The sequence below is a fragment of the Amycolatopsis thermalba genome, from assembly GCF_023376025.1.
GTDB lineage: Bacteria > Actinomycetota > Actinomycetes > Mycobacteriales > Pseudonocardiaceae > Amycolatopsis_E > Amycolatopsis_E thermalba.
Genome location: NZ_CP091196.1, coordinates 3,416,797 through 3,435,644 on the forward strand (window position 1 = coordinate 3,416,797; position 18,848 = coordinate 3,435,644).

The following is an 18,848-nucleotide window of genomic DNA, read 5'->3' on the forward strand; positions in this document are numbered from 1 at the left end:
AGCCTAGGCGGGGCCGGCACTCCGCGCCCGGATCAGGTCCTCGACCGCCTTGGGCAGGGTCGTCTCGAAGTCCAGCAGCTTCGCCCAGTCCGGGGTGACCGTGATGACCACCATCTGCTCGTACAGCGCGCGCACGCTCTGCTCCCAGGACTCGAACACCTCGGCGGGCGTCACCTTCCGGGACGCCTCGATGTAGGCCTCCGGCACCCCGCCGACCAGCTCCAGGCGCGCCGTGCCGCGGATCAGCAGCACGCGCGGGGGCCACGGGGCCATGCGGTCGATGGTGATCGCCACGCGCGGGTTGCGTCGCAGGGCCGCCACCTTCGCCGACGCCGGCAGGGTCGCCATCACCAGGTGCTCACCGTCCCACCAGAAGCCGATCGGGATCACCCGCGGCACACCGTCCAGCCCGTCGTAGGCCAGCCTCGCCGGGATGTCCGAACGCAGCAGCTCCCGCGCGATCGGCTTGGCCAGTTCAGCGGTGACATCCATGTCCGTCTCCTCCGGTTCGGGGTGTGTCACGCCAGGGACGGACCCGGCCCCGCGTTCTCGACATCGCTCACGCCAGAAGCGGCGCCAGCTGCCCGGCGTGGTCGCGCACCAGCGCCACCAGCTCGGCGTTCGGCTCGGCGACCCGCTCCGCCGGGCCGCTCACCGCCAGCCCGGCGACCAGCTCGCCGGTCACCACGTCCCGGATCGCCACCGCCAGGCACCCCTTGCGCTCCAGCAGCTCACCGCACTGCCGCGCCATCCCGCTGCGCGCCACCTCCGCCAGCTCGGCGTCCAGCCGGTCGGCGTCGACGATCGTGCGCTCGGTGAACGACCGCAGCTCCCGCACCACCGCCCGCCAGTCGGCCTGCTCGGCCAGCAGCAGCTTGCCCAGCGCGGACACGTGCGGGTACCGCGCGAGCAGCGCCCCGTCCGACGGCGGGTGGTCGGGGTCCGGGTCGGCCAGCGTCAGCCGCCCCGTCCGGTAGGACGCCAGGTGCACGCCCCACCGCACCCGCTGCCGCAGGTGCTCCACGATCGCCCGCGCCGCCGCGGGCGGGCGCACCGTCACCGGCATCGCCAGCCGTCCGGCGCGGCGGCCCAGCGCGAACCCCCGCAGGTCCGGCAACCGCACCAGGTACTCCTCGCCGACCAGCAGGTTCAGCAGCCGATAGGTCGTTGCCGGCGGCAGTTTCAGCGCGGCCGAGATCTCCTTCGCCGTCACGCCCGGCCCGGACGCCACGACCTCCTCCAGCACGGCCAGCGCGCTGCGGACCGCCTTCGGCTGGCGGCCCGACAGCGGCGTCTCCGGGCTCACCGCGCACCGCCCAGCAGATCGGCCTCGGAGGTCTCGTCGTAGATGCCGATCCGCGCCAGCTGCCGCGGCCGCCGTCGCCGCAACCAGGCGAACCACGCCAGGCCGCCGAGCGCGAACAGCCCGAACACCGCCGGGTACGGCCCGCCCAGGTTGTCCGCCGTGAACACCACCAGCGCCGCCAGCAGGGCGGGCGCGGTGATCGCGCTGACCACCAGCACCCCGCGCGTCAGCTCGCCGATCCGGTACAGGAACACCGGCGCCGCCACGCACACCAGCAAGTACGCCACCAGGTACCCGAACACCGCGACGTTGAGCAGCGTGACGAACACCGACGTGGTGCTCATCCCGGCCGCCATCAGCACCACCGGCACCACCGCGACCGGCGGGAGCACCGCCAGGATCGCCACGTGCGGCGTCCGGTACCGCGGGTGCGTCCGGCCCAGCGCCGCCGGGGCCACACCTTCGCGCCCCATCGACAGCAGCACCCGCACCAGCGCGCTGCCGGTCGCCAGCGTGCACGCCAGGAACGACGCCGCGATGCCCAGGTCCAGCAGGTAGGACAGCCACGGCAGCTGCTGCCGCGCGGCCAGCGTGCTCACCGGCTCGGCCTGCCCCGCCAGCCCGCCCGGCAGCGCCCCCAGCCCGACGACCTGGGTGTACGCCGCCACCAGGTACAGCACCCCGCACAGCGCCGCCGTGCCCTGCACCGCGCGCGGCACCGTGCGGAACGGCCGCCGGGCCTCCACCCCGAACGACGCGGCCGCCTCGAAGCCGATGAACGCGCCCAGCGCGGGCAGCACCCCGGCCGCGATCCCGCCGACGCCGCGGTCCGGCGCGGCGGGCGCCAGCTCCGGCCCGACGCGGGCCAGCAGCAGCCCGAACACCACCAGCATCAGCGAGATCGACACCGCCTCGGTGACGAGCACGACCGTGGCCGACAACCGCACGCCCCGCAGCACGCACGCCGTGGCCAGCGCGCCCAGCACGAGTACCAGCACCGCCACCAGGCCCCAGCCCGGGTCCGCCCCGGCCCGCCGCAGCAGGTCCTGCAGGTAGACGCCGGACCCGGTGAGCGCGGCCATGGTCAGCAGGCCGTAGCCGACCAGCAGCGCGCAGCCGCACGCGAAGGCCGCGACCGGGCCGAGCCCCTTCGCGGTCAGGCTGTACAGCGACCCGGCCGCGGCCATGCGGCGCGTGAACTGGGCGATGCCCAGGCCGATGAGCAGCGCGAGCACGGTCGCCACGACGAACGACCACAGCACCCCGGTGCCGGCTCCGGCCGCGGCGACCGCGGGCGCGGCCGCCATCGCCGCCGACGGCGCCGCCGCCGAGATCGACTGCGCGAACACCTGGAGCGGGCCGAGGTTACGGCGGTCGAGCCCGGACATCGGGGACTCACGCCGCAGCGGCGGCAGCACCCGGGGTGGCAGGGACATCCGGCTCTTCCTCCTCTGTGGACGGTAGCCTGGCACTGTAACTCCGGGGTCACGCCGCGGCACACGCCTCGTGACGCCGAATGAGAATTTTCCCCGGCCCGTTCCCGCGTTGGGAGAACGCCGCCGCGGGAGTTCCCGGTGCCGGAGACCGGGGTTTGACCCGGGGCTGACGGCGGCGCAACGTTGCTGCTCAACGCTGTGCAGCCGTCACCGGAAATCCCCGATGAGCCCCCGGAGGTCTCATGGATACGCCACGGTCGCTGACCGGTTCACTGGGCGCCGGCTCCATCGTCTTCATGGTCGTCGCGGCCGCCGCGCCGCTCACCGTCGTCGCCGGCAGCGTGCCGCTGGGCGTCGCGCTCGGCAACGGCGCCGCCTTCCCCGCCACCTTCGTGCTGTGCTGCGTGGTCCTGCTGCTGTTCGCGGTGGGGTTCTGCGCGATGAGCCGTCACGTGCCCAACGCCGGGGCGTTCTACGCCTACATCCGCGAGGGCCTGGGCCGCGCGCCCGGCCTCGGCGCGGCGTTCCTCGCCCTGGTCACCTACACCGCGGTGCAGCTGGCCGTCTACGGCTACCTCGGCGCTGCCCTGGACGGCCTGGTCCAGCACTACGGCGGTCCCGCGCTGCCGTGGTGGGTGTGGTCGCTGGCCGCGCTCGCGGTGGTCGGCGTGCTCGGCTACCGGCACATCGACCTGAGCAGCAAGGTGCTCGGCGTGCTGCTGCTGTGCGAGGCCGGGATCGTGCTGGTCTTCGACGCGGTCGTCACCGTGCGCGGCGGGGACGGCGGGCTGTCCACGGCGTTCCTGCAGCCCGCGCAGATCGGTTCCGGCTCGGTGGGCATCGCGATCATGTTCGCCATCGCGAGCTTCATCGGGTTCGAGGCCACCGCGGTCTTCCGGGACGAGGCCCGCGACCCGGCCCGCACGATCCCGCGCGCCACCTACCTGTCGCTGCTGCTCATCGCCGGGTTCTACACGCTGTCCAGCTGGGCGGTCGTGTCCGCGTGGGGGGATGCGGGCGCGGTCGAGCAGGCCGGTGCCGACCCGGGCGGCATGCTGATCACCACGGTCGGCCGCTACCTGGGCACCGCCGGCGCCGACGTGGTGCAGGTCCTGCTGGTCACGAGCCTGTTCGCCGCGCTGCTGTCGTTCCACAACGTCCTCGCCCGGTACGCGTTCTCGCTCGGCAACTCCGGGGCGCTGCCCGCCGCGTGCGGCCGCAGCCACGCCCGCCACGGTTCGCCGCACGTCGCGTCGCTGGCGCAGTCGGCGAGCGCGGTCGCGCTGATCGCGGTGTTCGCCCTGGCCGGGATGGACCCGGTGACCCAGGTGTTCTCGTGGATGGCCGGCACCGCGACCCTCGGCGTGCTCGTGCTGATGACGCTGACGTGCTTGGCTGTGGTGGTGTTCTTCCGCCGCACGCGGGTGGACCGGCGCGCCTGGCACACGTTCGCCGCGCCGGTGCTCGGCCTGGCCGGGCTGGGCACGTGCCTGGTGCTGACCGTGCTCAACTTCCCGACGCTCATCGGCGGCTCGTCCGGCCTGGCCGCCGTCATCTTCGCCGTGCTCGCCGGAGCGTTCGCCCTCGGCGCCGTGCTCTCGGCCGTCCTGCGCTCGCCCGCCACCGAACCCGCCCTCGCCTGAAAGGATCGCCGATGACACTCGCCGAAGAACGCATCACCACCGCGCACCCGCTGGACCCGATGACCGCCGGGGAGGTGCGCGCCGTCCGCGAGATCCTCGCCGCCGCCGGGCTGCTGGGCGAATCCGCCCGGTTCGCCTTCCTCGCGCTGGAGGAGCCGGACAAGGCGGCGGTGCGCGCCCACCAGCCGGGCGACGACGTGGACCGCCGGTTCCGGGCGATCCTGCTCGACCTGGCCGACGGCACGTCGACGGACGTGGTCGTGTCGGTCACCCGGTCCACTGTGGACGAGCTGCGGGAGATCGACCCGGTCACCGACGGCCAGCCGCCGATCATCGACACCGAGTTCGAGCTGATCGAGGACATCCTGAACGCCGAACCGCGGTGGACCGAGGCGCTGCGCAGGCGCGGCCTCGACCCCGCCACGGTGCGCGCGGTGCCGCTGTCCGCGGGCGCCTACGACCACCCGGAGGAGACCGGGCGGCGCGTGGTGCGGGCGCTGGGCTTCCAGCAGCTGCACGCCAAGGACCACCCGTGGGCGCACCCGGTGGACGGGCTGGTCGCCTACGTCGACCTGACCGCCCGCGCGGTGACGCGGGTGATCGACCACCGGGACCTGCCGGTGCCGGCCGAGCCGGGCAACTTCGACGACCCGGCGCAGACCGGGCCGCACCGCACCACGCTCAAGCCGATCGAGATCACCCAGCCCGAGGGCCCGAGCTTCACGGTCGAGGGCAGCCGGGTGCGGTGGGAGAACTGGGACCTGCGGCTGGGCTTCAACGAGCGGGAAGGCCTGACCCTGCACCAGATCGCGTTCCACGAGCGGCCGGTGCTGTACCGGGCGTCGGTGGCCGAGATGGTGGTGCCCTACGCCGACCCGTCGCCGGTGCGGTTCTGGCAGAACTACTTCGACTGCGGCGAGTACATGTTCGCCCGCTACACCAACTCGCTGGAGCTGGGCTGCGACTGCCTGGGCGAGATCCGCTACTTCGACGCCGTGGTGGCCGACGACCTCGGCGAGCCGCGCACCATCCGCAACGCGATCTGCATGCACGAAGAGGACTTCGGCGTGCTGTGGAAGCACAGCGACATGTTCGCCGGCTCGCACGAGACGCGGCGGCAGCGGCGGCTGGTGGTGTCGTTCTTCACCACGATCGGCAACTACGACTACGGCTTCTACTGGTACTTCTACCTCGACGGCACGATCGAGCTGGAGGCGAAGGCCACCGGCATCACGTTCACCTCGGCCTACCCGGCGGAGGGGCACGAGTACGCGACCGAGATGGCGCCCGGCCTGGGCGCGCCCTACCACCAGCACCTGTTCTGCGCGCGGCTGGACGTCAGCGTCGACGGTGACCGCAACGCGGTGGACGAGGTCGACGCGGTGCGGGTGCCGGTGAGCGAGGCCAACCCGTACGGCAACGCCTTCCGCGAGGCCCGCACGCGGCTGACCCGGGAGTCGGAGGCGGCGCGTGCCGCCGACAACACCCGTGGCCGGGTGTGGCACATCGTCAACCCGGAGCGGCGGAACCGCTTCGGCCGCAACCCGGCGTACGTGCTGTACCCGGAGGGGCAGCCGACGCTGCTGGCGGACGAGTCGTCGTCGGTGCACGCGCGGGCGACGTTCGCGACGAAGCACCTGTGGGTGACCCGCTACGACGCCGCCGAGCGTTATCCGGCCGGGGACCTGGTGAACCAGAACCCCGGCGGCGCCGGGCTGCCCGCGTGGACGGCGGCCGACCGGGACATCGACGGCGAGGACATCGTGCTGTGGCACACCTTCGGGCTGACGCACTTCCCGCGCCCGGAGGACTGGCCGGTGATGCCCGTGGACTACACCGGGTTCAAGCTGAAGCCGGTCGGTTTCTTCGACCGGAACCCGACGCTGGACGTGCCGCCCTCGGCGCAGGGCCACTGCCACGGCGGGTGAGCCAGCGCGCGTGATCCGGCAGGCCGTCGCCGCGGTCCCGGGCCCGCAGCAGGGCTTCGGTGAACGCGGCGACGGCCGGCGGCCGCGGCCGGGACGGGTCGCGCACCAGGGCGATCGTGCGCTCGGCGCGCGGCCCGTCCAGCGGCCGGTGGCGCAGCCCGGCGAAGGCGACCAGCGGCAGCACCAGGCCGGGGATCGCGGACACGCCCAGCCCGGCCGCGGCGAGCCCGGCGACGGCGGCGATGTTGCGTGCCTCGATGGTGCGGCCGGGCACGACCCCGGCCCCGGCGAGCGCGTGGTCCACCAGCGGCCGGATGCTGCTGCCGGGGGAGAACGCGATGAACGGCTCACCGGAGATGTCCTGCCAGGTCAGCGTTTCCGCGTCCGCGAAGGGGTGGCCGGGCGGGAAGACGCAGCAGCACTCGTCGGCCGCCAGCGGCCGCACCTCCAGGTCGCCGGGCGGCTCGCCGGCGACCGTGACCGCGAGGTCCACCGCGCCGGAGCGGACCCGGGTGAGCACCTCGTCGGACAGGCAGTCCTCGATGGACAGTTCGACGTCCGGCAGCTCCCGCCGGTAGCGGGCGATCACCGGCGGCAGCAGGATCGCGGCCAGCGACGGCAGGGTCGCCACCCGGACGTGCCCGCGCGTGCCGGCGAGGAATCCGGTGAAGTGCCGCAGCCCGGCGTCGAACGAGGCCAGGACCTCCCGGGCGATCCGGGTGAACTCCACGCCCTCGGCGGTGGGCACCAGCCGCCGGGTGGTGCGCTCGAACAGCGGCACGCCCACCTTGCGTTCGACCTCGGCGACCGTGCGGCTCAGCGACGACCTGGGCCAGGTGCAGCCGCTGGGCGGCCGTGGTGAACCCGCCGGCGTCGGCCACCTCGACCACGGCCCGGAGCTGCTGCACCGTCAGATCCATGCGCATGACGCATGAGTCTATGCGGAACTCTTGTTTGACCTCGATAGCTGTGATGCCGCAGAGTCGGCAGGCGTCATCGTCGACAGCGCACTGGAGGTCTCCGAGATGCTTGCCCTGGCGGGCTTTCTGACGATCGGCATGTTCCTCGCCGGGGTGCTCTCGCGCCGCGTCTCGGTCCTGCTGGCGCTCACCGTGGTTCCGGTGGTGGCCGCGCTCGCCGTGGGCGCGGCCCCGCGTCTGGGCGAGCTGATCGGCAAGGGGCTCACCACCGTCGCCCCGGTCGCGATCATGATCACCTTCGCGGTCCTGTACTTCTGCCTGATGATCGACGCCGGCCTGTTCGACCCGGCCGTGCGGCGGATCCTGCGGTGGGCGAAGGGCGATCCGCTGAAGATCACGGTCGGCACCGCCGCGCTCACCGTGCTGGTCGCCCTCGACGGCGACGGCGCCTCGACGTTCCTGATCACCGTGTCCGCGCTGCTCCCGCTGTACCAGCGGCTCGGGATGCGGCGGCTGGTGCTCGCCGGGGTCGTCGCCCTCGGCGCCGGCGTGATGAACCTGGTCCCGTGGGGCGGCCCGACCGCGCGGGCGATGGCGGCGCTGAACGCCGACAGCGGGCGGATCTTCCTGCCGCTGCTGCCCGCGATGCTGGCCGGGATCGCCTGGGTGCTCCTCGCCGCGTGGCTGATCGGCCGCGCCGAGCGCAGGCGGATCGGCGTGCTCGACCTCGACGGTGAGATCCCGGCCGCTTCGGTGGAGCGCACCCGCGCCGATCGCGTGCGGTACTGGGCCAACGTCGTGCTGACCCTCGCCCTGGTCGCCGCCCTGCTGGCCCAGGTGGCGAAGCTGGAGGTGCTGTTCGTCGGCGCGTTCGTGCTCGCCCTGCTGGTCAACCGTCCGAAGTGGAGCCGGCAGCAGGAGCTGTTCGAGCGGCACGGGCACAACGTGGTGCTGGTGACCACGATGATCTTCGCCGCCGGGGTGTTCACCGGCGTCCTGTCCGGCACCGGGATGATCGAGGCGATGGCGCGTGCGCTGGTGGGCGTCGTGCCGGACTGGGCCGGTGGCGCGCTGCCCGTGCTCACCGCGCTGACCGGGATGCCGCTGAGCCTGGTGTTCACCCCGGACGCCTACTACTTCGGGGTGATGCCGGTGCTCGCCGAGACGAGCGCGGCGCTCGGCGGTGATCCGGCGGAGATCGCCCGCGCCGCGCTGCTCGGGCAGATGACCACCGGGTTCCCGCTCAGCCCGCTGACCGCGTCCACGTTCATCCTGCTCGGCTTGGCGGGCGTGGATCTGGGCGAGCACCAGCGGTTCGTCTTCAAGTGGGCGTTCGGCACGACTGTCGTCATGACCGCCGTCGCCCTTGTCACGGGCGCGATCCAGGGGAGTGCATGAACTGCGTGCGGATCGGTGGGGGAGCGGGGTTCGCCGGGGACCGGTTCGAGCCCGCGGAGGCGCTCGCCCGCGACGGGGACCTGGCCGACCTCGTGCTGGAGTGCCTGGCGGAACGGACGATCGCGCTCGGCCAGCAGCGCCGGCTGGCCGACCCGTCAGCCGGTTACGATCCGCGGCTGGTGGCCCGGTTCGAACGGCTGCTGCCGATCACCGCCGCCCGCGGCGTGCGGGTGATCACCAACATGGGCGCGGCGAACCCCCTCGCCGCCGGCCGGGTGACCGCGGATCTGGCCGACCGCCTCGGGCTCGGGCTGGGTGTCGCGGTGCTGACCGGGGACGACGTGCTCGACCGGATCGACCCGGCCGCCCCCGCCCTGGAGACCGGCCGTCCGCTCGCCGCGCACGGTGAGCTCGTCTCCGCCAACGCCTACCTCGGCGCCGAGCAGATCCTGCCCGCGCTGGACACCGGCGCCCAGGTGGTGCTCACCGGCCGGGTCGCCGATCCGTCGCTGTTCACCGCGCCCCTGGCCCAGCGGCTCGGCTGGGACCTGCGCGATCCGGCGGCGATGGCGGCCGGGACCGTGGCCGGGCACCTGCTGGAGTGCGCCGGCCAGCTCACCGGCGGCTACTTCGCCGACCCCGGCCGCAAGGACGTGCCCGGCCTGGCCGAGCTGGGTTTCCCGTTCGCCGACGTGCGTGCCGACGGCGGTGTCGAGGTGTCCAAGCCGGCAGGCACCGGCGGCCTGGTGTCGCGGGCGACGGTGCGGGAACAGCTGCTCTACGAGGTCACCGACCCCACCGCCTACCTGACCCCGGACGTCACGCTCGACCTGCGCGAGGTGACGGTCACCGAGACCGGGCCGGACCGGGTGGCGGTGCGCGGCGCGGCCGGCCGGGCGCGGCCCGAGCGGTTGAAGGTCAGCGTCGGCTACCGCGCCGGGTGGCGGGCCGAGGCCGGGATCTCCTACCAGGGTCCGGGCGCCCGGGCCCGCGCCGAGCTGGCCGGGGAGGTGGTCGCGCGGCGGCTCGCGGGCGCGCCGGTGCGGGTCCGGGCCGACGTGCTCGGCGCGGAGGGGTCGCCGGAGTGCCGGTTGCGGGTCGCCGCGTCGGCCGCGGACCGGGCCGGGGCCGAGGTCGTCTGCCACGAGGTGGAGGCGCTCTACACGAACGGGCCGGCCGGCGGCGGGGGCGTCCGGACGGCGGTGACGGAGGTGATCGGGATCGTGTCCACGTTGATCGACCGGGACCGGGTGGAGCCCGCGGTGACCGTGTTCGGAGGTCCGCCGTGCGGGTGATGCTGCACGAGATCGCGCACTGCCGGGCGGGCGACAAGGGCGACACGTCGATCCTGTCGCTGTTCCCCTACGACGACCGGCACTTCGCGGACCTGGCGCGCGAGGTGACCGCGGAGCGGGTCCGGGAGCACCTGGCCGGCCAGGTGCGCGGCGAGGTCGTCCGGTACGCGCTGCCGAAGCTGTGCGCGCTGCAGTTCCGGTGCCGGCAGGCGCTCGGCGGCGGGGTCACCACGTCGCTCGCGCTGGACACCCACGGCAAGGGGCTGAGCTCGCGGTTGCTGTCGCTGGAGATCGAGCTGTCCGGCTAGCCTGGACCGCGTGTGCCCGGACAACTGGGTCCTGCACGTGGACCTGGACCAGTTCATCGCGGCGGTCGAGGTCGCCCGGCACCCCGAGCTGCGCGGCAAGCCGGTGGTGGTCGGCGGATCCGGCGACCCGGCCGAGCGGGCCGTGGTGGCCACCGCCTCGTACGAGGCCCGCGAGTTCGGCATCCAGTCGGGCATGCCGCTGCGGCTGGCGGCCCGGCGGTGCCCGGACGCGGTGTTCCTGCCGGTCGACAAGGAGGCCTACGAAGAGGTCTCGGAGCGCGTGATGGCGACGCTGCGGACCTTCCCGGTGGTCGTCGAGGTGATCGGGTGGGACGAGGCGTTCCTGGGGGCCCGGACCGGCGATCCGGAGGCGCTGGCGGCGGAGGTCAAGCAGCGGGTGGCCGAGCGGACCGGGATGTCCTGCGCCGTCGGGATCGGCGACAACAAGGTGCGGGCCAAGATCGCGACCGGGTTCGCCAAGCCGGGCGGGATCTACCGGCTGACGCGCGCGAACTGGGTCGAGGTGATGGCCGACCGGCCGACCGACGCGCTGTGGGGGATCGGGCGCAAGACGGCGAAGAAGCTCGCGGCGGCGGGGCTGACCACCGTGCGGCACCTGGGCACCGCCGACCCGGACGAGCTGGCGGCGCGCTTCGGGCCGACGATGGGGCCGTGGTACCGGCTGCTCGCCCAGGGCGCCGGCGACACCGAGGTGACGGCGACGCCGTACCTGGCGCGCTCACGCAGCCGGGAGACGACCTTCCAGACGGATCTGGAGGACCGCGCGTCGGTGGAGGCGCAGGTGTCGGTGCTGGCGGCGCGGGTCGCCGAGGACGTCCTGGCCGAGGGCCGCCCGGCGGTGCGGATCGGGGTCAAGGTGCGGTTCAAGCCGTTCCTCACCTACACCCGCAGCGTCACCCTGCCCGCGCCGACGAGCGACCACGCCGAGATCGAGCGCGCCGCACTGTCCCTGTTGGACCGTTTCGAGTGGACCCGCCCGGTGCGGCTGCTGGGCGTGCGAGCGGAGTTCCACCGCGACGAGTGAGCCCGGCCGGTGCAGGCGTCACCGCCGTGGCTAGATCAGCAGCAGCGTCTTCCCCTTCGCGGCGCGGTCTTCCAGCGCCCGGTGCGCGTCGGCGGCGTGGGTGAGCGGGAAGGTCTGCCCGATGACCGTCCGCACGGCGCCCCGGGCGGCCAGGCGCAGCATCCGTTCCGCCCGGTCGTGGCGGCCGGGGGCGTAGTCGTGCAGCTGCTCCAGCCCGTAGGCCGTCACGTCCGGCTTCACCTCGTCCACCGCGACGGGCGCGCCCCCGGCCCACCCGTAGCTGGAGTACCGGCCACCGGGCACGACCAGCTCCGCGGCCGCCCGGCCCAGGTCGCCGCCCACGCCGTCGAACGCCACGTCCACCGGACCGACCCGCGAAGCCCACCCCGGCTCGCTGTAGTCCACCACCGCGTCCGCGCCCAGCGCCCGCACCGTCTCCAGCTTCTCCGCGCCCCGCGCCGCGCCGATCACCCATGCGCCCGCCGCGTGCGCGAGCTGCACCAGCAGGCTGCCCAGCCCACCCCCGGCCGGCTGCACCAGCACCCGCTCACCGCGCTGGACGGCCACCCGTTCGAACACCGCCAGCGCCGTCGACCCGTCGTGCAGCAGCGCCATCGCCTCCCGCAGCCCCACCCCGGCGGGGATGCGGATCAGCTGATCCGGCGTCGCCACCACCTGTTCGGCGTACCCGCCGCCGTCGACGTCGGCCAGCACCCACTCCCCGCACCACGACGGGTCGACCCCCTCGCCGATCTCGGTGACCTGACCGGCCGCCCCCACCCCGGGCACGTACGGCGGTGTCACCGGGAACAGGTGCCCGGCCTCACCCCGGCGGATCACCGTGTCGATCGACAACACGCCCGCCACCTTCACCTCGATCACGACCTGCCCTGGCCCCGGGTGCGGGTCGGGCACCGTCTTCACCCGCAGCACCTCGGGACCGCCGAACCGCTCCACCTCGATCACTCGCATGGACCCAGGCTGCAACCTCCACCGCGCTGGAGGTCAAGCGTGAGTAGCGTGGCAGGCATGGCGGAGGAGATCGTGGTCGGAGTGGACGGTTCGCCGGCGGCGCTGGACGCCGTCCGGTGGGCGGCGGGCGAGGCGGCACTGCGCAAGCTGCCGCTGCGGCTGGTCTACGCGGCCGACGTCACCGGCGGCCGGTTCGACGGCGGCCTGCCGGTGCCGCAGAGCTTCTTCGACGAGCTGCAGCGCGCCGGGCAGCAGCTGCTCGCCGAGGCGGCGGCGGTGGCGGGCGAGGTGCCGGTGTCCACCGAGATGCCGCTGGAACCGGCGGTGTCGCTGCTGCTGGAGTGCTCGCGCGCGGCCCGGATGATCGTGCTCGGCTCGTCCGGGCGGGGCGGGTTCACCGGGATGCTCGCCGGGTCGACGGCCGTGTCGGTGAGCGCGCACGCGTCGTGCCCGGTCGCGGTGGTGCGCCGGCGCCCGGACGCCAGCGGCCCGGTGGTCGCGGGCGTCGACGGCAGCCCGACCAGCGAGCAGGCGCTGGCGGTCGCGTTCGACGAGGCCGCGTGGCGGGAGGTGCCGCTGGTGGCGGTCCACGCCTGGAGCGACGCCGACTACGGCGTCCCGCTGCCCGCCCCGGACCTCGACTGGGCCGAGGTGGAGAGCGAGCAACAGCGCCTGCTGGCCGAGCGGCTGGCCGGCTGGCACGAGCGGTACCCGGACGTGCGGGTGGAGCGGGTCGTGGTGCGGGACCGCCCACGGGACGAGTTGCTGGCCCGCAGCCGGAACGCGCAGCTGGTGGTGGTCGGCAGCCGCGGCCGCGGCGGGTTCCGCGGGCTGGTGCTGGGGTCGACGAGCCAGGCGCTGATCCACCACGCCGGCTGTCCCGTGCTGGTGGTGCGCCCGCGATCCGCCTGACGGCCGGGGGTAGGGCCAGCCCCACCGCGGATCCGGTGGTCGGCACCGCTGACCGCCGAGGCGTTCCGCGATGGGATTTGATCCATGACAACACCTCGGGAATCCGTGCTGACCGCCGCGGATCACCAGCACGGGCTGCCCGCCGTCGAACTCCGCGCCGTCACCCGCACCTACGCCGCGGGGCCGCAGCAGGTTCGCGCCCTGGACGGCGTGAGCGTCGCCTTCCCGGCCGGGTCCTGGACCGCCGTGATGGGGCCCTCCGGCTCCGGCAAGTCCACCTTGCTGCACTGCGCCGCCGGCCTGGAACGCGTCACCAGCGGGCAGGTCCTGCTCGGCGGCCAGGACATCACCACCGCCGGGGACGCCGACCTCACCGCGCTGCGCCGCCGCGAGATCGGCTTCGTCTTCCAGAGCTTCAACCTCATCGGCTCCCTCACCGCCGAGCAGAACGTCGCGCTCCCGCTCAAGCTCGCCGGGGCACGACCGTCCACGAAGGACGTCCGCGCGGTGCTCGCCGCCGTCGGGCTCGACGACCGCCGCCGGCACCGGCCGCGTGAGCTGTCCGGCGGCCAGCAGCAGCGCGTCGCGATCGCCCGGGCCATGGTCACCCGGCCCCGCGTCCTGTTCGCCGACGAACCCACCGGCGCCCTCGACTCGGCCGCGGCCCGCAAGGTCCTCGGCCTGCTGCGCGAACTCGTCACCGCGGGCCAGAGCATCGTCATGGTCACCCACGACCCGGCCGCCGCGGCCGCCGCCGACTCCGTGGTGTTCCTGCGCGACGGCCGCATCGTCGGCCACGCCGCCGCCCCGACCGCCCGCGAGGTCGCCGACCGCCTCGCCCGCCTGGAGGCCTGACGATGCTGCGCCTGTCCTGGAACACCTTCACCGACCGCTGGACGCTGTTCCTCGGCGCGATCCTCACCGTGTGCCTCGGGGTCGCGCTCGTCCAGTCGTCCCTGCTGATCCTGGTTTCCGCGGCGACCGCCGGCGGCGAGGTCGTCGAAGCGATCACCCTGCTCGCGCTGACCCTGGGCATCTCGGCGTTCCTCGCGGTGTTCATCGTCAGCTCGACCTTCGCCTTCACCGTCGCCCAGCGCCGCCGCGACCTGGCGCTGCTGCGGCTCGTCGGCGGCGGCCGCGGCCAGGTCCGCCGCCTGCTGCTGTCCGAGGCCCTGCTGCTCGGGGTGCTCGGCACCGCCGTCGGCGCGCCGCTCGGCCTGCTGGTGATGCGGATCCAGACCTGGCTGCTGCGCGATCTCGGGTTCGTCCCGCCCACGTTCACCCCGCGCTGGCAGGACTGGATCCTCGGTGTCTCCGCGGGCATCGGGCTCGGCGTCTCGGTCGCCGGGGTGCTCGCCGCCTCCCGCCGGGCCGCGAAGGTCCGCCCGCTGGAAGCCCTGCGCGAAACCGGCGCCGCGGCCCGCGTGATGACCGGCGCCCGCTGGTTCTTCGGGGTGCTGTTCCTGGCCGGGGCGGTCGCCATGGCCATCGTGTCCGCCTTCGCCCCACCCGACGGCGCCATCGCGCTGTCGATCAACACCGCCATCGCCGCTGCGGTCGCGCTGACCGCGTTCAGCCCGCTGGTCGTGCCCCTGGCCGGACGCGTGGCCGGGCTGGTGCTGCGCGGCCCGCTGGGACGGCTCGCCGAGGCGAACCTGCGCGACGGGGTCCGCCGCAGCGCCTCCACCGCCGCCCCGCTGATCGTGCTGGTCGCGCTGCTGGTTGCCCAGGCGGGCACGCTCGCCACCATCGGGAAGGGCGCCGAGATCGAGCAGCGCGCCGACATCCGCGGCGACCTCGTCGTCACCACCACCGGACCGTCCGATCTGGACGTTCCCGGGGTGGCCGTGGTGTCCCCGCAGGCCCGGGTGCCGGTCTCGGTCGTCACCTACTCCGACGACGACACCGACACCGAACAGGGCGTCGCGACCGTGGTCGACCCCGCCGCCTACGCCGCGACCCACACCCGCGGCCCGGCGAGCGGCTCGCTCGCCGACCTGACCGGACCCGCCATCGCCGTCGCCGACGGCTTCGCCCCGGTCGGCAGCACCGTCACCGCCCGGATCGGCGAGTCCGAACTGGACCTGCGGGTCGTGGCCGAGCTGCCGGAATCCCTCGGCGGCGGCGCCGAGTTCCTGGTGCCGCGCGAGATCGTGCCCGCCGCGCTGCTGGCAGGCGCACCCACCGAGTCCATCGTGCGACTGGAACCCGGCGCCGACGCGAGCGCACTGGCCGGCCGCGGCGAACTGACCACAGTGGACGACTGGATCGCCGCCGCCAGCTCGGAGCAGCAGGACGTCAGCACCGGCATCATGACCGTGATCATGGGCCTGGCCGGGCTGTACGCGCTGATCGCGGTGATCAACGCCGTGGTGATCGCCGCCGCCGACCGCCGCCGCGAGTTCGCCGTGGCGCGGGTGACCGGCCTGACCCGCGCTCAGGTGGTGCGGGCCGCGGTGCTCGAGTCCGGCGCGGTCACCGGCATCGGCCTGGTGCTGGGCGGCCTGGCCGCGTCGGCGACGCTGATCGGCATCTCGTCGGCGGCCGGCCGCATCACCGGGCAGTCCGTCCTGGTGGTGCCGTGGCCGCTGGTCGCCGTCCTGGTGCTGGGCGCGTTCGCGGTGGTCGGGGTGACCAGCGCGTGGACGGCGCTGTCCGCGACCCGGCCCACCCCGGTGTCGCTCACCGCCGCGGCGGACTGAGGTGCAGCCGCATCGGCAGCGACCGCCACGCGCGCAGCGTGTTGTTCAGGTGGCGGGTGCCCGGGCCGAGCAGTTCGAACCGGCGCACCCGCTTCGCCAGCGCGGTCAGCAGCGCCTCGGCCTCCAGCCGGGCGACGTGCTGGCCGACGCACTGGTGCAGGCCCATCCCGAACCCGACGTGGCCGGACGGGTCGCGGCCGAGGTCCAACACGTCCGGATCGGCCCAGCGGCGCGGATCCCGGTTGGCGGCGCCGAGGAACATCAGGACCTTGTGCCCGGCCGGGACGGTCACGTCCGCGATGGGCATGTCCCGCGTGGCGGTGCGGAAGAACGTCTGCACCGGCGACTGCCACCGCACCGCCTCGTCGAAGGCGGCCCGGGCCAGCTGGGGCTGCGCGCGCAGCCGGTCCCACTGGCCGGGGTGCGTGGCGAAGGCGTAGAGCGCGGCGGCCAGCCCGTGCACCGTCGTGTCCACCCCGGCCGTGAGCAGCGACCGGACCACCAGCGGAGCCTGCTCGTGGGTGATCTCGCCGCGGTCGGCGGCGGCCCAGATCGCCGCGCCGAACCCGTCGCCGGTGAGCCGGTCGCGGGCGCACTGCTCGTTCACCCACGCCGACCACTTCGGCATGTCGGCGGCCAGTGCGGTGACCAGCTCGTTGCGCGGGCCGAACGCGTTGAAGGCGAAGTTGCCGTAGGGCAACAGGTTCTCGCGTCCCTCGCGGCCGATGCCGACCGCGTCCGGGAAGACGCGCAGCGGGAACGCCTCGGCGAGCGCGGGGACGACGTCCAGTTCGGTGTCCAGCACGCTGTCGACCAGGTCGTCGGCCGCGGCGAACCAGTCCTGACGCAGCTTCCGCAGCGCGCGCGGGCCGAGGATCCCGGACAGCACACGACGCGGGGCGTCGTGGTGCGGCGGGTCGGCCTCGAGCAGCAGGCTCGGCGGGCGCCACGGCTTCTCCACGCGGAAGTTGGCCAGTCCGACGCCCGCGGCGGAGGAGAAGTCCTGCCAGTTCACCAGCGCGGCGTGCACGTGTTCGTAGCGGGCGAGGGCGTAGACGTCGTAGCGGCTCAGGTACACGACCGGGCCGGCGTCACGCAGCTTCGCGTGCAGGGGTTCCGGTTCGGCCAGGACCTCGGGCGCGAACGGGTCGGTGTCGTCGGTGATCATTGGGGGCCTCCGGGTCACAGGTCGAGGACCAGGCGGTCGGTGCGGGAACGGGACACGCACACGAACATGCAATCGCCGTCCGCGCGCTCGTGGTCGGCGAGGATCGAGTCGCGGTGGTCCGGAATCCCCGCCAGCACACCGGTTTCGCACGTGCCGCAGGTGCCCTGCCGGCACGAGGACAGCACGTCCACGCCCGCGCCGCGCACCGCGTCCAGCACCGAGACCTCCGGGGTGACGGTGACGGTCGCGCCGGTCCGCCGCAGCTCGACCTCGAACGGCTCGTCCCGCACCGGGGCCTGCTCACGCGCGGTGAAGCGTTCGACGTGCAGCGAGTGCGGCGGCCAGCTCTGGCAAGCGGTTTCCACGGCGGCCAGCAGGGGAGCGGGCCCGCAGCAGTAGACCCTGGTGCCCGGGCGCGGGGTGCCCAGCCAGGACGCGAGGTCGAGCAGGCCGTGCTCGTCCTCCGGCACCAGGTGGACGCGGTCGCCGTACCCGGCCAGCTCGTCGGTGAAGGCCATCGATGCGCGGCGGCGGCCGCCGTAGAGCAGTGTCCAGTCCGCGCCGAGCAGGTCGGCCTGGTGGATCATCGGCAGCAGCGGGGTGATGCCGATGCCGCCCGCGACGAACAGGTAGCGGTCGCTGGGCACGAGCGGGAAGTTGTTGCGCGGCCCGCCGACGCCGACGCGGTCGCCGACGCGCAGGTGGTCGTGCACGTACGCCGAACCGCCGCGTCCGGCGGGTTCCCGCAGCACGCCGATGCGGTAGCGGTGGGCGTCCCACCGGTCGCCGCACAGCGAGTACTGGCGGGTTTCCCCGTTGGGGAGCACGAGGTCGATGTGCGCGCCGGGGGTCCAGTCCGGCAGCCGGCCGCCGTCCGGGCGGGACAGGGTCAGCGCCAGCACCCCCTCGGCGCGTTGTTCTCGTGCGGTGACCTGCAGGGTCACGACTTGGCTCACCGGACGCCTCCTTGCGGCTGGGTTGCTGGCACGAAGGATGCGTTTCCGCGGCGCCGGGTGGCGACCGGGTTCTCACTGAATGAGAGGCGAGGCCGGGAGCGAGCGGGTGATGCCGCGGGCGGCGGCCATCAGGATTCCGGTGACCGCCCTGCTCTCGGCGGTGTTGGGCACGATGACCGACAGGGCCGCGACGACGATGCCGCGCGCGTCCTTCACGGGGACGGCGACCCCGAGCGCCTCCTCGTGGATGTGACCCGGGCACCAGGCGAAACCCTGTTTGCGGATGTCGGCCAGCGTGGCCCGCAGGCGGTCCGGTGTGGTGATGGTGTTGGCGGTGTAGGCCCGCAGCGGCCTGGCGAGCACGCGTTCGCGCAGGTCGGCGGGCCCGTGGGCGAGCAGGACGAGCCCGGAGGAGGACGCGTGCAGCGGCAGCCGGCCGGCGACCCGGGTGTAGTTGATCACCGCCTTCGGGGCGGAGAGGCGTTCGAGGAAGATCACCTCGTCGCCGTCGCGGACACCGAGCTGCACGTGGTGCCCGACGACGGCGTGGACGTCCTCCATGAACGGCATCGCGGCGTCGCGGAGCGTGGCCGTGGGGGAGGCGCGCAGGGCCAGCTCCCACATCCGCACGCCGATCCGCACCCGGCGGTCGTCGTCGCGGGTGAGCAGGCCGTGGCTGGTCAGCTCGGCCACCAGGCGGGACGCGGTGGCCAGGTGCAGACCCGTCCGCCGCGCGATCTCGGAGACCTGCAGGACCGGTTCGTCCGGCGTGAAGGCCTCGAAGATCCGCACGGCGCGGGAGAGAACGGACTCACCGGTCGGCTGCCTTGCCACGGCCCGAGTCTGCCACGCGGCGCGC

General features: G+C 74.2%; 16 protein-coding genes and 1 pseudogene. 9 read left to right on the forward strand and 8 right to left on the reverse strand.

Annotated features, from left to right (window positions below; translation table 11 throughout):
• Positions 1 to 3: 3 nt before the first annotated feature.
• The 3 genes from L1857_RS16445 to L1857_RS16455 form a co-directional block, all read right to left on the reverse strand.
• Positions 4 to 492 (reverse strand): pyridoxamine 5'-phosphate oxidase family protein, encoded by a 489-nt coding sequence (locus tag L1857_RS16445; protein WP_094008664.1) that lies wholly within the window; start codon positions 490 to 492, stop codon positions 4 to 6.
• A 67-nt stretch (positions 493 to 559) separates the two neighbouring features.
• Positions 560 to 1,306 (reverse strand): IclR family transcriptional regulator, encoded by a 747-nt coding sequence (locus L1857_RS16450; protein WP_094008663.1) that lies wholly within the window; start codon positions 1,304 to 1,306, stop codon positions 560 to 562.
• The gene (locus L1857_RS16455) at positions 1,303 to 2,742 is read right to left on the reverse strand and encodes an APC family permease (RefSeq protein ID WP_249465497.1); all 1,440 of its coding nucleotides are present in this window, start codon (positions 2,740 to 2,742) and stop codon (positions 1,303 to 1,305) included. Before L1857_RS16455 ends, L1857_RS16450 begins: the two co-directional genes overlap by 4 nt.
• Before the next feature lie 242 nt (positions 2,743 to 2,984).
• Between L1857_RS16455 and L1857_RS16460 the strand changes: the two genes are divergently transcribed.
• Together L1857_RS16460 and L1857_RS16465 are read left to right on the forward strand one after the other, a co-directional pair.
• The gene (locus L1857_RS16460; RefSeq protein ID WP_249465500.1) at positions 2,985 to 4,385 is read left to right on the forward strand and encodes an APC family permease; all 1,401 of its coding nucleotides are present in this window, start codon (positions 2,985 to 2,987) and stop codon (positions 4,383 to 4,385) included.
• An 11-nt stretch (positions 4,386 to 4,396) separates the two neighbouring features.
• Positions 4,397 to 6,313, forward strand: a complete 1,917-nt coding sequence (locus tag L1857_RS16465; protein WP_249465503.1) for a primary-amine oxidase — start codon at positions 4,397 to 4,399, stop codon at positions 6,311 to 6,313.
• Here L1857_RS16465 and L1857_RS16470 read toward each other — a convergent pair.
• Positions 6,228 to 7,239: pseudogene (locus L1857_RS16470) on the reverse strand (LysR family transcriptional regulator). The gene L1857_RS16465 and the pseudogene L1857_RS16470 sit on opposite strands and share 86 nt — an antisense overlap.
• Positions 7,240 to 7,338: 99 nt before the next feature.
• Here L1857_RS16470 and L1857_RS16475 point away from each other — a divergent pair.
• The 4 genes from L1857_RS16475 to L1857_RS16490 are packed head-to-tail and all read left to right on the forward strand — an operon-like array spanning position 7,339 to position 11,279.
• Positions 7,339 to 8,631, forward strand: coding sequence for a CitMHS family transporter (locus tag L1857_RS16475; RefSeq protein WP_249465506.1), 1,293 nt, complete (start codon positions 7,339 to 7,341; stop codon positions 8,629 to 8,631).
• Positions 8,628 to 9,926, forward strand: a complete 1,299-nt coding sequence (locus L1857_RS16480) for an acyclic terpene utilization AtuA family protein (RefSeq protein ID WP_249465511.1) — start codon at positions 8,628 to 8,630, stop codon at positions 9,924 to 9,926. Before L1857_RS16475 ends, L1857_RS16480 begins: the two co-directional genes overlap by 4 nt.
• The gene (locus tag L1857_RS16485) at positions 9,926 to 10,234 is read left to right on the forward strand and encodes an AtuA-related protein (RefSeq protein WP_233157519.1); all 309 of its coding nucleotides are present in this window, start codon (positions 9,926 to 9,928) and stop codon (positions 10,232 to 10,234) included. Before L1857_RS16480 ends, L1857_RS16485 begins: the two co-directional genes overlap by 1 nt.
• A 10-nt stretch (positions 10,235 to 10,244) precedes the next feature.
• A complete protein-coding gene (locus L1857_RS16490) occupies positions 10,245 to 11,279 on the forward strand; it encodes a DNA polymerase IV (protein ID WP_094008655.1) in 1,035 nt (344 codons plus the stop codon).
• 30 nt (positions 11,280 to 11,309) lie between these two features.
• Here the strand turns inward: L1857_RS16490 and L1857_RS16495 are convergent, their stop codons facing one another.
• Positions 11,310 to 12,251: a zinc-binding dehydrogenase gene (locus L1857_RS16495; RefSeq protein ID WP_249465513.1), complete on the reverse strand. Its 942-nt coding sequence runs from the start codon at positions 12,249 to 12,251 to the stop codon at positions 11,310 to 11,312.
• Between the two features lie 57 nt (positions 12,252 to 12,308).
• Here L1857_RS16495 and L1857_RS16500 point away from each other — a divergent pair, with 57 nt between their 5' ends.
• From L1857_RS16500 to L1857_RS16510, 3 genes are all read left to right on the forward strand, one after another.
• Positions 12,309 to 13,163 carry a universal stress protein gene (locus tag L1857_RS16500; protein WP_116109974.1) on the forward strand — a complete coding sequence of 285 codons (855 nt, stop codon included), beginning with the start codon at positions 12,309 to 12,311 and terminating at the stop codon, positions 13,161 to 13,163.
• A gap of 84 nt (positions 13,164 to 13,247) precedes the next feature.
• The gene (locus L1857_RS16505; protein ID WP_116109975.1) at positions 13,248 to 14,018 is read left to right on the forward strand and encodes an ABC transporter ATP-binding protein; all 771 of its coding nucleotides are present in this window, start codon (positions 13,248 to 13,250) and stop codon (positions 14,016 to 14,018) included.
• Positions 14,019 to 14,020: 2 nt separating this feature from the next.
• A complete protein-coding gene (locus tag L1857_RS16510) occupies positions 14,021 to 15,865 on the forward strand; it encodes an FtsX-like permease family protein (protein WP_249465515.1) in 1,845 nt (614 codons plus the stop codon).
• Here the strand turns inward: L1857_RS16510 and L1857_RS16515 are convergent.
• The 3 genes from L1857_RS16515 to L1857_RS16525 form a co-directional block, all read right to left on the reverse strand.
• A complete protein-coding gene (locus tag L1857_RS16515) occupies positions 15,846 to 17,033 on the reverse strand; it encodes a cytochrome P450 (protein WP_116109977.1) in 1,188 nt (395 codons plus the stop codon). The genes L1857_RS16510 and L1857_RS16515 overlap by 20 nt on opposite strands.
• 14 nt (positions 17,034 to 17,047) lie before the next feature.
• Positions 17,048 to 17,989 carry a PDR/VanB family oxidoreductase gene (locus tag L1857_RS16520; protein ID WP_476726861.1) on the reverse strand — a complete coding sequence of 314 codons (942 nt, stop codon included), beginning with the start codon at positions 17,987 to 17,989 and terminating at the stop codon, positions 17,048 to 17,050.
• A 72-nt stretch (positions 17,990 to 18,061) separates the two neighbouring features.
• Positions 18,062 to 18,823: an IclR family transcriptional regulator gene (locus tag L1857_RS16525; RefSeq protein WP_162830987.1), complete on the reverse strand. Its 762-nt coding sequence runs from the start codon at positions 18,821 to 18,823 to the stop codon at positions 18,062 to 18,064.
• Positions 18,824 to 18,848: the final 25 nt, after the last annotated feature.

Coding starts and splice junctions, on each gene's coding strand:
- L1857_RS16460 (WP_249465500.1), top strand. CDS start 2,985: ATGGATACGCCACGGTCGCTGACCGGTTCACTGGGCGCCGGCTCCATC.
- L1857_RS16485 (WP_233157519.1), top strand. CDS start 9,926: ATGCTGCACGAGATCGCGCACTGCCGGGCGGGCGACAAGGGCGACACG.
- L1857_RS16465 (WP_249465503.1), top strand. CDS start 4,397: ATGACACTCGCCGAAGAACGCATCACCACCGCGCACCCGCTGGACCCG.
- L1857_RS16515 (WP_116109977.1), bottom strand. CDS start 17,033: ATGATCACCGACGACACCGACCCGTTCGCGCCCGAGGTCCTGGCCGAA.
- L1857_RS16480 (WP_249465511.1), top strand. CDS start 8,628: ATGAACTGCGTGCGGATCGGTGGGGGAGCGGGGTTCGCCGGGGACCGG.
- L1857_RS16475 (WP_249465506.1), top strand. CDS start 7,339: ATGCTTGCCCTGGCGGGCTTTCTGACGATCGGCATGTTCCTCGCCGGG.
- L1857_RS16505 (WP_116109975.1), top strand. CDS start 13,248: ATGACAACACCTCGGGAATCCGTGCTGACCGCCGCGGATCACCAGCAC.
- L1857_RS16455 (WP_249465497.1), bottom strand. CDS start 2,742: ATGTCCCTGCCACCCCGGGTGCTGCCGCCGCTGCGGCGTGAGTCCCCG.
- L1857_RS16510 (WP_249465515.1), top strand. CDS start 14,021: ATGCTGCGCCTGTCCTGGAACACCTTCACCGACCGCTGGACGCTGTTC.
- L1857_RS16495 (WP_249465513.1), bottom strand. CDS start 12,251: ATGCGAGTGATCGAGGTGGAGCGGTTCGGCGGTCCCGAGGTGCTGCGG.
- L1857_RS16500 (WP_116109974.1), top strand. CDS start 12,309: ATGGCGGAGGAGATCGTGGTCGGAGTGGACGGTTCGCCGGCGGCGCTG.
- L1857_RS16445 (WP_094008664.1), bottom strand. CDS start 492: ATGGATGTCACCGCTGAACTGGCCAAGCCGATCGCGCGGGAGCTGCTG.